This window comes from Arthrobacter sp. YAF34 (assembly GCF_052113245.1).
Taxonomy (GTDB): Bacteria; Actinomycetota; Actinomycetes; order Actinomycetales; family Micrococcaceae; genus Arthrobacter.
In genome coordinates this window covers 290148-303719 of record NZ_JBFRCV010000005.1, presented here as the reverse complement: position 1 = coordinate 303719, position 13572 = coordinate 290148, and the positions used below count along the sequence as shown (strand labels likewise).

The 13572-nt window shown below is 65.3% G+C and carries 15 protein-coding genes; 8 read left to right on the top strand and 7 right to left on the bottom strand.

All coding sequences use genetic code 11. The features are described from left to right. Positions 1–968: 968 nt before the first annotated feature. On the top strand, positions 969–1244 hold the full coding sequence (locus tag AB4Y72_RS08810; protein ID WP_441425786.1) for a hypothetical protein: 276 nt from the start codon (positions 969–971) through the stop codon (positions 1242–1244). A gap of 193 nt (positions 1245–1437) precedes the next feature. After that, positions 1438–1785 (top strand): hypothetical protein, encoded by a 348-nt coding sequence (locus AB4Y72_RS08805; RefSeq protein ID WP_441425776.1) that lies wholly within the window; start codon positions 1438–1440, stop codon positions 1783–1785. 129 nt (positions 1786–1914) lie between these two features. Here AB4Y72_RS08805 and AB4Y72_RS08800 read toward each other — a convergent pair whose 3' ends face one another. Together AB4Y72_RS08800 and AB4Y72_RS08795 are read right to left on the bottom strand one after the other, a co-directional pair. Next, positions 1915–2337, bottom strand: coding sequence for a hypothetical protein (locus AB4Y72_RS08800; RefSeq protein WP_441425775.1), 423 nt, complete (start codon positions 2335–2337; stop codon positions 1915–1917). Positions 2338–2639: 302 nt separating this feature from the next. Continuing rightward, on the bottom strand, positions 2640–2813 hold the full coding sequence (locus AB4Y72_RS08795; protein WP_441425774.1) for a hypothetical protein: 174 nt from the start codon (positions 2811–2813) through the stop codon (positions 2640–2642). 371 nt (positions 2814–3184) lie between these two features. Between AB4Y72_RS08795 and AB4Y72_RS08790 the strand changes: the two genes are divergently transcribed. Further along, on the top strand, positions 3185–4078 hold the full coding sequence (locus tag AB4Y72_RS08790) for a glucose 1-dehydrogenase (protein ID WP_441425773.1): 894 nt from the start codon (positions 3185–3187) through the stop codon (positions 4076–4078). A gap of 200 nt (positions 4079–4278) precedes the next feature. On the opposite strand, the gene AB4Y72_RS08785 is transcribed toward AB4Y72_RS08790, so the two are convergent. Continuing rightward, positions 4279–4809, bottom strand: a complete 531-nt coding sequence (locus AB4Y72_RS08785) for an SRPBCC family protein (protein WP_441425772.1) — start codon at positions 4807–4809, stop codon at positions 4279–4281. Positions 4810–4921: 112 nt separating this feature from the next. On the opposite strand from AB4Y72_RS08785, the gene AB4Y72_RS08780 reads away from it, so the two are divergent. From AB4Y72_RS08780 to AB4Y72_RS08765, 4 genes are all read left to right on the top strand, one after another. Beyond that, positions 4922–5398: a winged helix-turn-helix transcriptional regulator gene (locus AB4Y72_RS08780; protein WP_441425771.1), complete on the top strand. Its 477-nt coding sequence runs from the start codon at positions 4922–4924 to the stop codon at positions 5396–5398. Positions 5399–5500: 102 nt separating this feature from the next. Beyond that, a complete protein-coding gene (locus AB4Y72_RS08775) occupies positions 5501–7519 on the top strand; it encodes a BTAD domain-containing putative transcriptional regulator (protein ID WP_441425770.1) in 2019 nt (672 codons plus the stop codon). Between the two features lie 100 nt (positions 7520–7619). Then, a complete protein-coding gene (locus AB4Y72_RS08770) occupies positions 7620–7802 on the top strand; it encodes a PspC domain-containing protein (RefSeq protein ID WP_441425769.1) in 183 nt (60 codons plus the stop codon). Between the two features lie 36 nt (positions 7803–7838). Continuing rightward, positions 7839–8351 (top strand): VOC family protein, encoded by a 513-nt coding sequence (locus AB4Y72_RS08765; protein WP_441425768.1) that lies wholly within the window; start codon positions 7839–7841, stop codon positions 8349–8351. A gap of 104 nt (positions 8352–8455) precedes the next feature. Here AB4Y72_RS08765 and AB4Y72_RS08760 read toward each other — a convergent pair whose 3' ends face one another. From AB4Y72_RS08760 to AB4Y72_RS08750, 3 genes are all read right to left on the bottom strand, one after another. Further along, entirely contained in the window at positions 8456–8659 is a 204-nt protein-coding gene (locus AB4Y72_RS08760; protein ID WP_011690916.1) for a cold-shock protein, read from the bottom strand. Between the two features lie 201 nt (positions 8660–8860). After that, entirely contained in the window at positions 8861–9187 is a 327-nt protein-coding gene (locus tag AB4Y72_RS08755; RefSeq protein WP_441425767.1) for a tetratricopeptide repeat protein, read from the bottom strand. Between the two features lie 35 nt (positions 9188–9222). Further along, positions 9223–10176, bottom strand: coding sequence for an O-antigen ligase family protein (locus AB4Y72_RS08750; RefSeq protein ID WP_441425766.1), 954 nt, complete (start codon positions 10174–10176; stop codon positions 9223–9225). A gap of 290 nt (positions 10177–10466) precedes the next feature. Between AB4Y72_RS08750 and AB4Y72_RS08745 the strand changes: the two genes are divergently transcribed. Beyond that, positions 10467–11390 carry a helicase C-terminal domain-containing protein gene (locus AB4Y72_RS08745; protein ID WP_441425765.1) on the top strand — a complete coding sequence of 308 codons (924 nt, stop codon included), beginning with the start codon at positions 10467–10469 and terminating at the stop codon, positions 11388–11390. 496 nt (positions 11391–11886) lie between these two features. Here the strand turns inward: AB4Y72_RS08745 and AB4Y72_RS08740 are convergent, their stop codons facing one another. Further along, entirely contained in the window at positions 11887–13542 is a 1656-nt protein-coding gene (locus tag AB4Y72_RS08740; RefSeq protein WP_441425764.1) for a DNA cytosine methyltransferase, read from the bottom strand. Positions 13543–13572 lie beyond the last annotated feature (30 nt).

Sequence of the window (13572 nt, the reverse complement as noted above, 5' to 3'; positions counted from 1 at the left end):
CGGGCCCGGCACAATCAACCAATTCAATACAATAAATTGGTATCAACAAACTTGGCACACTATTGAGTTCTCAAACAACAGACACACCCGGCACCACCACAACCAACAAACAGTCGCGGATCGCTCCGGAGCAACTTTTCAAACTTACCGGATCTTGGGAGTCTTTGCAAATCAGCATTTCTGCGAATTACGTTCTCTCAAGAAGGTCCCCGTCCTTATTCGGCACGCTAATTCGCGAACCATTTTCAGGCTGTTTAGAAGGGGGTCGGTCGCTTTCTTTCCGCATCAGCGGCGGCGACTCGAATTACTTTACACGCCCGGAGCACCCGACACAAATCGGCCCCCGGAGGTGTCTCCTGGCGTCATAATCCCCGAACCACGCGGAATCCGGTCGCGGCGGCAGCCCCAGGAGGTGAGCCGGCCGGCGTCGGGCTCCTATGGAGTGGGTCACACCCGGCTCGACTGGGTGGGCGGGGAAGCCCGGCATCCTTGGTGGCTCGACGCGCCCCCCAAGGCTGCGCGGCAGCTCCACGTGTTCGCACCTGCTATGGCCATTGCATCTGCCATAGGCGCACCTTTTTCACGTACGTGCCGAACGGCAGCCCTGAGGAAGGGGGTCCAGCCGTTTCCGTTCGGCGCGATGCGCCTTCTGGATTGGCAGCCAGTTCGTTATGTCGGCGGGCGGTCCTTTCGACTCCGAAACATGTAGCTTTGTTGTCAGGAGGGGGCAACGATGGGGGTTCTCCTCCCCTGTTGAGCTAAATACCACTCGAGCATCAAACCCGGCGCGTCCCACCGTCTCTATGCATGTTCCCGCCCCCAGTCTTTCCGCAGCTTGGATTGCGGCCCGGGGAGACACCGACAGTCCATAGCCGGACGGCCCGATGTCATCGCACGCATTCCCCTCGCAGCAAACGCCTGAGGGGTCCCTTCGTCGAATCGATGCCTGAAAGGCAGCAGTGACTGAGATGCACATCAAGGAACAATGGAACCGGCTCGATCCCGCCACGCAGCAGTGGCTGATGGACAACCCGGGATGCCTGGTCCTGCCACGCACCCTGTCGGCCATCTTCAACAAGGAAACCGGTGAAAACGCCGACACCGACGTACATGGCGAAACCGTGCTGACCGGCGAGGACAGGGACTTCATCCAGGCCAAGGCACGCGAAGCTACGGCCTCAAAGGCTCCTTCGGAGGGCCATCGCTTCTTTGACGCCTCGCAGCCTGACGAAACTCCCGGGTAGACACGGCGTCCGGGCCATACACGGGGCGTTGCCTCGCGCCGAGTGTGCCCGCCCAAGGCCGCCGTCTGAGCTGGCCCGCGCCGTGCTGAACTTGCCGCAGCCTCTGTCCCGGCGTCGGCCGCAGGACTATGCTTCCAGCTGCGTCGATGGGATTGCCACCGAGCGGAAACCGTTGCGTGGAAGGACAGCTGTCATGGAATGCATAACGTGGTTCGCGCCAATCCTGCCCGGGAAACTGGAGGCGTGGAAGGCACTGGACGCCGAGATGAGCGGGGCTCGCGCCGAAGACCACCAACGCTCGCGCGGGCGCATGGGCATGAAACGGGAAGTCGCGAGCCTCATGCAGACGCCGCAGGGAGACTTTGTCTGTCTGTTCCACGAGGCCGAGGACCTGGGGGCGGCGTTCCGGTTGCTCGCGACGTCGGACGCCCCTTATGACGTGTGGTTCCGCGAGCAGCTCGTCGAACTCCACGGCCTGACCCAGGAGATGCTGCAGGGTCCTCCCCCGGCCCAGCTGACGTTCGACTTCAAGGCAGGCTGAGCGGCGGCAGAAGTCCGGGCCGTGGGACCCGGGCGAAAGGCACCCGGCGCCGGGTGCTCACGCTGAGTTCTCGACGTCGGGAGGTCACCGCGTCGGCAACGCCTCCACGAACGGCACCTGGGTCGCAAATTACTGGTAGAGCTTGACCGCTTCATCGATCTCGATGTGGCCGAAGTTCAACGCGACCTGCAGCCCCTCCAGCTGGGCGCTGGCGGTCTCCGCTGCGCTCACCCGGTCCGCCAGCGAACGGGACGTGGCAAAATTCGTGGCCAGCGCCGCCGCGATGGACGCGATCACCGCCAGCAGGCACAACCCGCGCCACACCAGGGAGTCGTCGGCCAAGTTGAAGAAGGCCGCCACCGACTCGGTGAACCCCGTACCCCCGACGGCGGGGCCTGCCGTGAGCGCGGCGGCCGTGGCGCTACCCACGATGCTCGTGTTGGCCAGCCGGTTGCGCCGCGGTCTTTCCTTGCCCAGATAGGAGCGGATGGCCTGCTGCTTCTCGTCGATGCGCGTGGAGAGCCTCTGCCGCGTATCGGATGTTTCGTCCATGACCTGGTACCAGCTTCCCTCGCCGATCGTGACCGCACGTCTGGGAAGTCAGAACCGCCTGCCACCGGTCCTCCGCTTTCCCCGGATTCCGCCAGTGCCGGAACTCCCCGCCCCGTCGCCGCAACCCTCCCGAAACGCGCACACGTTTAGGATGCTCCCGCGCCATTGCAGTGTCTAGACAGGCCATCTAGCTGCACTGCCGGAGGTTCCGCGCTGCCCGGGTTTCCGCACCGCGACGACGGGCACGGTCCCACCTCCGACGCCGGAGGTGGGGCCGTGCGCGCGCGGTTACTGGCGGGCGGTCAGCGCAATGAGCGAAGCGACGCGTATGGTTCGCTGGGCAGGTTGCCCGCCGTCCAGGGGCGGGTAGAGCCCTCAAGCGGGGTGTGGCCCCGGCCGTCGCGGACGACCGCGACGATAGTGGCGACGGCTGCGTAGACCACGAGTGCTACGAGCAGGATTGCGGCAAATTCCATGGGAAAAACACCTCGGGCGATTGGTGAAGCGGTTGTTGGGAGCGGGTGATGAAGTTGCCAGGGGCCGGAATTCGGAGTGATTGGTGCGTTGGGGGTTGGGGTTTGGGCTCGGGTTCCGGTCCCTGTTTTTCGGTCCCTCTCGGGGGACATGTCCAGTTTCCGCGGCCACCGTGTGAGCCAGCGTGTGAGCTGTTTCGCGTCCGGTCTACGACGGCGGGCCCGGGTACAGCCCCGCGCCCTTTCTTCCGATGGTGTTGCGCGCTCCGTTGCGCCGGACCCGTCGCACTGGCTAGGCTTGATACTAAGCATGCTTAGCATGTGCGTGGGGTGCACGTTGCCCGCGCTAAACCCCGACCACCCGGAGGAGAACCATGACTGACCAGTGCACGTTCAGGAACCCAGTGACGGCGTATGAGCAGATCGAACCGCCCGAGCAGAGTCAGCCGGAACCCGGCCTCGATGCCGAGCTGACCCCGAAGGCCGACCTTGGCGAGAACACGTACCGCGGCACAGGCCGGCTCGAAGGCCGCAAGGCACTCGTCACGGGAGCGGATTCCGGCATCGGCGCCGCCACGGCCATCGCCTTCGCACGCGAGGGCGCCGACGTCGTCATGTCCTACCTGCCCGAAGAGGAGGAAGACGCAGCACGGATTGCGAACCTGATCGAGAAAGCAGGCCGCAAGGCCGTCAAGGTTCCCGGCGACCTTAAGGACTCAGCGATGTGCCGCGAGCTGGTGGAGACGGCGGTACGCGAGCTCGGTGGTTTGGACATCCTGGTGAACAATGCCGGCAAGCAGGTGGCGCAGGAGGCGCTCGGCGACATCACCGACGTCGAATTCGACCACACCTACAAGACCAATGTGTATGCGATGTTCTGGCTGACCAAGGAGGCACTGCCGCATTTGCCGGCCGGATCGAGCATCATCAACACCACCTCCATCCAGGCATACAGCCCCTCGGCCACCCTGGTGGACTACGCCTCCACCAAGGGCGCGATCAACAACTTCACCAAGGGCCTGGCCCAGCAGCTCGCGCCCAAGGGCATCCGGGTCAATGCGGTGGCGCCCGGCCCGATCTGGACGCCGCTTCAGGCCAGCGGCGGGCAGCCCACCGAGGACCTGCCGGAGTTCGGCAAGGAGACACCGCTGGGCCGCGCCGGCCAGCCCGCTGAGCTGGCCCCGGCCTACGTGTTCCTCGCCTCGGCCGAGTCCAGTTATGTGATCGGCGAGACCCTCAACGTCAACGGCGGCATGCCGACGCCCTAGTTCAACTCAGCAGTCGAGTTCAGCTCTGCAGTCGAGCTCCGGTGCCGCTATTCGTCAGGCGGGCCCTTCCCTGTAAGGCCTTGTGCCGTAGTGGGAAGGGCCCGCCTTGCGTTGTACGGCCCGCTTGGCAAGGCCGTTCCGCTCAAGGGGTCCTGCGGAGGTTCGGCGGCCCATGATGCCGCTGGCCCGCTTGGTTCGGGTCAGCTCGCGTTGTTGTTGATGGCGGCCCTGGCCGCCGCGGCCACCTGGTGGTGCAGCTCTGCGTGATCGTCTGCGGTGAGTGCCTCGTCGCCGTCGAATGAGTACGGCTGGCCGACGCCGGTTTCGATCAGCGCCTTGAGGCTGCCGTTCACGAACATGCCCCACGCGTTCGAGCACACGTCGTAGCACTCGTCCTCGGGCTTGAGGCCCTCGTGGGTGAAGGAGACCCGTGTTCCGCCGTCGGCCTTCTCGATGTCGAACCGGACGGTGGTGCCGTTCCACTCTTGCTTGTCGGCGGTGAAGTCGAGGTAGCTGCCCGTGACGAGCCACGCGATGCGTCGTGCCGGTTCAATATCGGTGACCCGGAATCCGCTGTAGTGCAGCCCGGGGACGACGTAGACGAACTCGTCGCCGACGGCGGTGGTCGAGCCGGTGATCCGCCCCCACCATGCGGGGACGTCGTTGATCGCATCGAACGCCTTTTGCGGCGTGGCGTTCACGGTGATCGTGGTGGTGAAGTTTTCGGTCATTTCTCTGCTCCTTTGCCTGCCTCCTCCCCGACGGAGAGGACTCCCTGAACTTGCATGATGCAAGTGAGTCTAAGCGGGTGACTTGCATCACGCAAGTGGTAGAGTCGAGCCCATGTTAGGGAAGTCTTATGACACACAGGTGTGCTCGATCGCCCGATCTCTCGAGCTCGTCGGCGAGCGGTGGAGTCTGCTCATCATCCGCGACGCCCTGTTCGCCCGGGTGACGCGCTTCGGAGACTTCCAGCACAACCTCGGAATCGCGACAAACGTGCTCACATCTCGGCTGGATTCGTTCGTCACCAGCGGCATCATGGAGCGCGCAGGTTCCGCCGACTACATCCTCACGGCCAAGGGCCGCGCACTCGCGGTCGCGCTCATCGCGCTGACCGAGTGGGGCGACACGTGGGCGTCCCCCATCGAACCACCGATCCTGTACCGGCACGCCACCTGCGGTGACGGCGCGGTGCACGCGGCCGCAACGTGCGAGGCGTGCGGCGTTGTGCCCGCGGAGGAGATCGACATCCGCATCGGCCCCGGCATGCCTGCCGAATATCCCGCCGGGCGACGCGGAGGAACCCGCGCGAGCTGATCGAGCCCGCGGCGAACGGGACTCATCGCGTGAAACCCGCCCTCTCACGCTGCCCCCGAGGCCGCCGTGCCGCCGCCATTCCCCCGGCGTAGCATGATTTGTATGGCCGACACGTGGATTCGGCTCCTCGGTCCGCCCAGGATCGAGTCCGCTGGCACCCCAGTCCGGCAGCCCCGGGGCCGCAAGGCCTGGGCTGTGCTGGCCTACCTCGCCCTGCAACCGGACGGCACCGGCCGGGCCCGGACCGCCGCCCTCCTGTTCCCCGACGCCTGGGATTCCCTCGGCGCCCTGCGCTGGAATTTGTCCGAGCTGCGGCGGACCATCGGCGCCGAATCCATTTCCGGTGACCCGCTGCGGCTGGTGCTCCCGCCGGGGTGGCGCTGCGATGTCCTGGCTGTTCTTGACGCGCCAGGCGCCGCCCCGGACACGGCCCCCGACGCCGGCGCGGACACCCGCCCGGCGGACCCCCGCACCTTCGACGGCCAGCTCCTGGAGGGCCTCTCCTTCGGCGACACCCCGGTGTTCGAGTCGTGGCTGGAGGACCAGCGGCACCGGCTCGAGAACGGCGTCCTGTCGCTGCTCTACGAAGCATCCCTCGCCGCGCTGGCGGCGGGACGGGCGGACGACGCCGTCGATCTCGCCACCCGCGCGCTGCAGCTTGATCCCTTCAACGCGGACTGCCACGCCGTGCTGGTGCGGGCGCTGGTGTCCAAGGGCGACCACCGGCGGGCGCGGGAGCAGGTGGATAAATGCCGGGACCTGTACCGGGAGGAGCTCGGCCTCGGGCTGCCCGTCGAGGTGGGGCGGGCGTTGTCCGCTGCGGGCGCCGCCGCCGAGCCCGGGATGCCCGCCAGTGCGGCCACGGTCCGCTCGTACCTGGACGCCGCGGGCGCGTCGCTCTCGGCCGGATCGGTGGACCGCGGGCTGGACCAGCTGCGGCTCGCCGTCGAGCTAGCCCAGCGGACCGCCGACGGCCATCTGCTCGCCGAGTCCCTGGTGGCGCTGTCCGGCGCACTCATCCATCAGGCCGGCGGCCGAGGCACCGAGGTGGCCGATCTCCTGCACCGGGCGTTGAAGGCCGAGGCCTTGCAGACGGAGGCATCGCCCGCGGTAGTGCGGCAGGCGGAAGCGTTGCCGACGTCGGCGCTGCTGTCGGCGGCGCCGCTGTCAGCGGGGTCGCAATCCGGGGCGTCACAATCTCGTGCGCCGCAATCCGGGGCGTTGAAGTCAAGGGCGCAGCCAGCCCCTGCGTTGAAACCAGGGGCCCAGCCGGCCGTATCGCGGACGGCGGCTGCCGCCTACCGGGAGCTGGGCTACCTGGCGGTGCAGCGCGGCATTCCGGACCGTGCGGCGGGCTGGCTGGACCAGGCGGCCAGGGCGGCGGGCGGGTTCGCGGACGAGCAGTCGAGGATCCTGGCGATCAAGGGCATGGCGGCCTCGGACACTGCGCGGTACGGGGAGGCGCTGGCGGCCCTCGCGGAATCCAGCCGGCTGGCAACCGCCGCGGGCGGCCGGCGGCTGCTGGCGTTCAGCGAGGCGTTGGCCGGCCGCGTGTATTTGCAACTCGAGGAACTGGAGCTGGCGGCGGACACGTTGGACCGGGCGCTGGAGCTGATCGCGGAGGAGCACTGGACGGCGTTCGAGCCGTTCGTCGCCGGCCTGCGGGGTGAAGCCTACCTGGCCGTGGGGCGGATGGACGAGGCCGCGGCGTTCATTGACCGTTCGTGGGTCATGGCCGACCTCGCCGGGGACCACTGCTACCTGACGCTGGCCGCCGGCGCCAAGGCCCGGCTCAGCATGGCGCTCGGGGATCCGGCCGGCGCGGAGACGTGGCTGAAGCGGGGTCTCGATACGACGCCCTGGTACCTCTGGTACCGGGCGCGGCTGCTGGACACGGCCGCGGAGGTCGCGATCGACGCCGGCTCCCCCGCCGCCGGGGAGCACGCCGCCCGGCTGGGCACCATGGCCAGCCGTGGCGGGCTGCGCGAACTCGTGGTCCGGGCCCACTCGCACCGGGCCGTGCTCGGTGATACGGCGGCCGGCGAGGCGATTCCGTGGCTGGCCCGGGACATCGACAACCCGGCCCTCAACGCCTATCTGGCCAGGCGCGGCCAGCTCTGACGTCGGGCCGCGGAGCTGGCTGGAGCGTGGGGCTACACCGCGAGCCGGCGGGAACGAAATCACTGCTGACGGGACCGGCGCCCGGTGCTAGGGTGGCGAAATGGCAGCTACCTTGGTTCGGCCCAGGCGCGGCAAGATCTTCGCCGGGGTGTGCGCCGCCCTGGCCGACCGCTTCGAGGTCCCCCGGGCATTCGTCCGCCTCTGGTTCATGTTCTTCGGCCTGTTCGGCGTGGGCGAGTTCATCTACGTCGCGCTGTGGATCATCATCCCCCTGGACGATTAGCCGACGTTCCCCGGAGATCCGTTTAGGAGGCTCACCATGATTCCCACCCTCGACGGCGTGCATCACCTCAAGCTGCCCGTCACCGACCTGAACCGATCCATCGACTGGTACCGCACGCGGCTGGGGTATGCCGTCGCGGTGGAGTTCCACGAACAAGGAAACCTGACCGGCGTCGTCCTGTCCCACCCCGACGGCGGCCCGCAACTGGGGCTACGGCTCGACCCGGACCGGGCCCGGGCCGCGGCAGGCTTCGACTACTTCGCCATCGGCGTCCCGGACAAGACGGCCATAGAGGCCCTGGCTGCCCACCTCACCGGTCTCGGGGAGGCACACGCCGGAGTTCACTTCGCCACCATCGGCTGGATCCTGCCTCTCCTGCACGACCCCGACGGGCATGAGGTCCGTTTCTACACCACCGACCAACACACCGAGCTGGGTCCCGGCGCCCCCTTGGTCATCGACGACGCCGTCGCGACGGCGAAGGTTCGCGAGAAGGACTGGCAATCACGGGCTTCGGTGAGTCGGCCGACGTCGAACCCGGAGCTTTGACGTCTGAGCCGGACCACGCAGCACAGGTGAGTTAAACAAAAGCAGGGCCCGTCCGAAGACGGGCCCTGCTCGAAACCTAACGGTCCCGGGTATCTAAAAGGAAATTAGATAGCCTGGATGTTGGTGGCCTGGGGACCCTTGGGGCCCTGCTCGGTTTCGAAGGAGACCTTCTGGTTCTCTTCGAGGGAGCGGAAGCCGGAGGAGTTGATCGCAGAGTAGTGTGCGAAAACGTCCTGTGAGGAGTCATCGGGGGAAATGAAGCCGAAGCCCTTTTCAGCGTTAAACCATTTGACGGTACCAGTAGCCATTATTTTTGTCCTTCGTGAAGGTGGAGGAACTGTCCCGACTTTCGGGTCCTCCTGTTTGGGGTGCTCAAAACCGCTGCTTCAGAAGAACATGGGCTTTCGACCATGCGTACTGCCTGAACTACGAACTGCATAAACACAACAACAGGATCTACTGTACAGGACGTTTGGTGGGGTGAATTACCACACCACTTATTGGCAGGACTAGCGACCGCCGAGCGCCTCGGCACGGGCCTGCGCCTGCCCCGCCGCCTGCGGGTCACCCAACCGGTCGTAAATTCTGGCGAGAATGGTCCACGGCTCCTTTGAGTCCGGCGCACGCTCCGCCGCGGCGGCAAGGTCGGCAACGCTCTCCTTGACGTGGCCAAGGCCGAAGTTGGCGACGCCGCGCTGGAGGTAGGCGGCGGAATCGAACGGGGAACGTTCAATGATGTGGTCGAGCGCGTCGTTGCCTTCTTGGAGGCTTCCGCTGTTGATGAAGCCGATGGCGAGGGCAAGCCCGGCCTCGGATGAATTAGGGGTGCGGTCCATGGAAATGCGGGCCCATTCGATGGCGTGGTTCGCGGCTATGGCGTCCCCGTTGGCGGCGGGGCCGCGAGGCCCAGTCCCAGTGCCACGAACAGCCCCGAAGTCACCGTCCCGGCTGGGAAGGATCTCCAGGTCCGGACCGCGGGAGGCGCTTTGGCGGGTGGGCGGACGTGCGGTACGGCCGCCCTCGACGTCGACACCAGTCCCCCGCAGATGAAGGCCGCCACGGGCGTGGTGGCCGGCGACGTGAACGCGGTGAGGAGCATCAGTCCGTACGCGATCACGGCAGCCACGGCGCCGGTCAGGTTGTCGCCGTCAACGCCCGGTCCGGCGGTGCGGATGTTTTCGCGGGCGCTGCGCAGAATGAGGAAGGCCAGCAACGCCGCGGTCAGCAGCAGGGGAAGTCCGCCCACTGCGGCGGCCTGCAGAAGCCACGAGTGCGGCGAGTCCGGCGGGAACGTGCCGCCCACCCGGACGGCCCACTCCAAGGTGTGGAAGCCCGTGATCGCATCAACAAAACCGTTCGGGCCGACGCCGGTCCAGGGGTGGGCGGCGATGAGCTTGAGGCTCTCGTCCCACAGGAGCCAGCGGCCGTTGACCGTATCGGCGCTGAAGAGCCGTTCCCGGGCCACCGGAATGGCGACGGCCGCGGCTCCCAAGACGCAGAGGGCGGCGGCGCCGGCCACTATGGCCCGCGCGCGTCCGATCGTCCGGGTGGTTGCCGCGGCCGCTGCAAGCACAAGGACGACGGCGGCCAGGCCGAGTATCGCTGCGCGTGAACCGGACAAGACCGTGGTAAGGACCGCCGCCGCGAGGCCGATCCGGGCTGACCAGTCCCGACCCCGCAGGGCCGGCAGGGCCAGCACGGCGGCCGCAATGACGCCAATGATTCCCTGATCCGTCGCGTTGCCCAGGGTGGCCCCGGGGCGCAAGTCCGCGGCTCCGCCCAGCGGCCGCAGGCCTGTTGCCTCCAAGGCGCTGATAATGCTCACGATCAGCACAGCTGGGGTGAGCGCGGTGCGGAAAATGGCCCAATTCCGGGATCTGTCTGGACCGCCAAGAACTTTGGCGCCGAAGACAAAGAGGGCGAAATACAGCCCTATAACCAGGGCGCCTTCAAACCGTGGCCAGCGTCCCAGGAAGCTGGCCAGCGGGTTTGCGGAGAACGCTGCAGAAAGGGCCAACGCAATGACTGCGGCCCATAGGGCCCGACGGATGCCCGGGGATTGAGGACCTGGCCGTCAACTCCCCCGCCAACTGCGTATACCGTGCCCTGAAGCGTGTGGTTCCGGACGATATTGACGGCGCCGAGCTTTGGAAGGCCGCCGTGTTAGCGACGACTGGCCTGCGCACGCTGTTCAACCGGCTCGATGCCACCGAGCTGCTGGACAAGCTCTACCCCGAAGGCGACTACTGGCAGAAGGTCCTGCGCTATTGCGAAGCCGGAAACCTCCAGGCGGTGCTGGACGAATACGTCTTCCAGCTCCGCAGCCAGCAGGCTCCCGGGGAGGTCACGGCCGAAGAGCTATGGTCGCTCGCCGATGACATCCGGCGCTCCCTGTCCCTCAAACCTGCGCAGATGCTCGCGAAATATCCGGACGGTTCGCACGACGATCTCCGGATGGGCAGCCGCTTCGCCGTGCGCTACAGCAACGCCAAGACGGACGACGGCGACAGCAACCGCATGCCCGACGTCCGTCGGGCCTTCAACAGCCCGTTCTGGCCCTTCGTGCTTGCGTCTACGTCAGTGGGCCAAGAGGGTATCGACTTCCACTGGTGGGCCCACTCGGTCATCCATTGGAATGTGCCCGGCAACCCCGTCGATTTCGAACAGCGGGAGGGCCGGGTGCACCGGTATCTAGGACATGCGGTGCGGAAGAATGTGGCCGATGCTCATCGTGCCGAGGTGCTGAAGCCCGGGGTGACCGACCCGTGGGAGTCGCTGTTCTCAGTTGCTGCAGCCGATGTTGCGGCGCACCCCGAAGATTCCAACACGGAGTTCGCCCCGCACTGGATCCACCCGGGAGCGCACAAGATCGAACGGCGGCTGCTGGACCACCCGTTGAGCCGCGACGTGCCCAGAACCAAACACATGCTTGCCGGGCTCGCGAAGTACCGGCTCACGCTTGGCCAGGCTCGGCAGGATGATCTGCTCGGGCTGATAGAGGATAGGGCGGAGATTGAGCCGCTCGATTTGCGTCCCTGAGGGAGCACCTCACCGGCACGAGTTGAACGCCGCGGTGTGTCACTATTTAATATTCACTTTCCAACGACGGAAACTTTGGGGGAACACTATGCCAGAAGATGCATATGGACATTGGGATTCAGGATCATATTCCAGCCCTGCCCCGATAATTTCGGCAGCCTCGAACGCTCAGCTTGGCGCCCTTACGGACGTCTTATACAAGATGGGCATCTTCAGTGAGGTCGACAAGGTTCTCACTGTGGCCTCGCTACTCGGCCGAGAAGTCTCCTCGCTGCGAGGCCTTCGAAGCCACGAAGCCAGCGAACTTCTGAGCTTGCTGGGCATCTCCTCGTAACGACAGGCCAAGTCAATCGTGATGCCTTATTAGACCGAGTACGAGTGCCGCTCGGACTAAGCATTTCCACTCCAGCCATAGAAGCCTTCCTGGACGGACGAGCGAGTCGAGACGTCTCTGCAAGCCGCTCGCGAAGCCGGTGGATTCGCGAGGAACAACGGATCAAACTGCAGCTGCCGGCGCAGCCACGTCTTCATGAAGGCGATTGGCCAGCCCTTGCGTAAGCAATTCAGAGAAGTCGTCGGACTCTGGGACCACAAGGGGTCCGCCCAAGGCTCTGACCTCTGCCAGCGTGTCGGGCTCGTGTACTGGACTTGCCGCGCGCAGGTAACTGTAGATCGAAGCCGCGATTTTTGTCGCTAGAGGAACAGGAACTGCATTTCCGATCTGTTTGGCAATATCAGTTTTTGATCCGCACCACAGGAAATCATCAGGGAATCCTTGGAGCTTGGCTGCCTCAAGATGGGTAATCGGGCGGTTCTCCGTCGGGTGAAGATAACGCCCCTTCTCTGGCTTGAAAAATTCGGTGCGGATTGTGACCGACGGTGCGCCGTGGCGGATCCGTCCCATAACGTCTCCCGAGCCCGTGTCGTGTCCATCCCACGCCGGTGTCGACAGGTATTCGAGGGTGGCACTCCGAGTCGACTTTCCGTCCCAGACTTCCACTCGAAATGCCGCACCCTGACGGCGCCCGGACGTGATCGCTTCCATCTCACACGATCGGACAGAAAGCGTTTGAGAAGTTGGAGTACCCTCCGCAACCACCTTGTAGCTGCCAAGTGGATCGAGTTTACCTACGCCGTCCCGAGAATTCCCGACCTTTTCGATGATTACCTCCCCGCCCATGCTAAAGCGACAGAGATATCGGCCACGCAAATGCTTGCGATTTCCGTTTGCGGGAATCGCCTTGTAGCGAGCGAGCGAAATGGCCTCCGGGCGTCTAGTAAAATGCAGCTCCGAAGTGCGAAATGGCCCTGCAATGCCTGCCACAACACCGCTGACAGTTGTCACGCGCCCCGCAGGCAGCTCTGTTGTTTCGAGTTTCTTCGCGGCAGTCTCGGCGAACAGGTCATCGACCGTCTTCCACAGGGCCGGGTTGGTCGAAATCCCGGGATTACTTTCGCGGGGCGGACGAACGGCACGAGAGTGAGTCGGTTCGGGGTACTTCATGCTGTCCACGGGCAGCCCTGCGTCTGTCCGGATGCCGATCACAATTGCCCGCCGACGTGCCTGCCTTGCGCCATAGTCGGCCGCGTTAAGCACATATCGTCTGGCGCGTTCCGGTTCCGTGTCGACTTCCCGGGCTCCCGGCGCCTCAACGAGGCGATAATTCGTTAAGTCCCCGTTCCCGATCCGGTCTTGGAGATCCTGGAACTCAGCGGAGCGGACGAATCGATCAACGTTCTCGATGACGAAAAGCTTGGGTTGGAGGGCTGTGACGACACGAATGAACTCTTGCCAGAGCTTGTTCCGGTCTGCACGTACCTTGTTTCGATTCAACCCGGAGAATCCCTGACACGGCGGTCCGCCGACTACGACATCGACATCGCCCGGGCGCCATTTTGGCTCCCAACCAACAATGTCCCCGCAGAAAATTTCCGGCGGATCAAAGTGGCGGTGCCGGCTCGTCCCAGCTCCGAAGTTCATCGCGTAGCTGGCAGCTGCTGCGGGCTCCCATTCGACGGCCCCTATGCTGCGAAAGACTGGAGTGCTCGTACCGTCCGGGCGAAACTGATGAAAGCCTTCCGAAAGGCCTCCGCAACCCGAGAATAGGTCGAGGACTGTGATCGGCGCCTCGCCTATGTTCTCTCTTGCCATTGCTCAATCCTAACCTGCCAGCGGCACCGT

What these genes read in the sequence shown, in the direction of transcription:
- AB4Y72_RS08810 (WP_441425786.1), top strand. Translation starts at nt 969, where the DNA reads ATGCACATCAAGGAACAATGGAACCGGCTCGATCCCGCCACGCAGCAG.
- AB4Y72_RS08805 (WP_441425776.1), top strand. Translation starts at nt 1,438, where the DNA reads ATGGAATGCATAACGTGGTTCGCGCCAATCCTGCCCGGGAAACTGGAG.
- AB4Y72_RS08800 (WP_441425775.1), bottom strand. Translation starts at nt 2,337, where the DNA reads ATGGACGAAACATCCGATACGCGGCAGAGGCTCTCCACGCGCATCGAC.
- AB4Y72_RS08795 (WP_441425774.1), bottom strand. Translation starts at nt 2,813, where the DNA reads ATGGAATTTGCCGCAATCCTGCTCGTAGCACTCGTGGTCTACGCAGCC.
- AB4Y72_RS08790 (WP_441425773.1), top strand. Translation starts at nt 3,185, where the DNA reads ATGACTGACCAGTGCACGTTCAGGAACCCAGTGACGGCGTATGAGCAG.
- AB4Y72_RS08785 (WP_441425772.1), bottom strand. Translation starts at nt 4,809, where the DNA reads ATGACCGAAAACTTCACCACCACGATCACCGTGAACGCCACGCCGCAA.
- AB4Y72_RS08780 (WP_441425771.1), top strand. Translation starts at nt 4,922, where the DNA reads ATGTTAGGGAAGTCTTATGACACACAGGTGTGCTCGATCGCCCGATCT.
- AB4Y72_RS08775 (WP_441425770.1), top strand. Translation starts at nt 5,501, where the DNA reads ATGGCCGACACGTGGATTCGGCTCCTCGGTCCGCCCAGGATCGAGTCC.
- AB4Y72_RS08770 (WP_441425769.1), top strand. Translation starts at nt 7,620, where the DNA reads ATGGCAGCTACCTTGGTTCGGCCCAGGCGCGGCAAGATCTTCGCCGGG.
- AB4Y72_RS08765 (WP_441425768.1), top strand. Translation starts at nt 7,839, where the DNA reads ATGATTCCCACCCTCGACGGCGTGCATCACCTCAAGCTGCCCGTCACC.
- AB4Y72_RS08760 (WP_011690916.1), bottom strand. Translation starts at nt 8,659, where the DNA reads ATGGCTACTGGTACCGTCAAATGGTTTAACGCTGAAAAGGGCTTCGGC.
- AB4Y72_RS08755 (WP_441425767.1), bottom strand. Translation starts at nt 9,187, where the DNA reads ATGGACCGCACCCCTAATTCATCCGAGGCCGGGCTTGCCCTCGCCATC.
- AB4Y72_RS08740 (WP_441425764.1), bottom strand. Translation starts at nt 13,542, where the DNA reads ATGGCAAGAGAGAACATAGGCGAGGCGCCGATCACAGTCCTCGACCTA.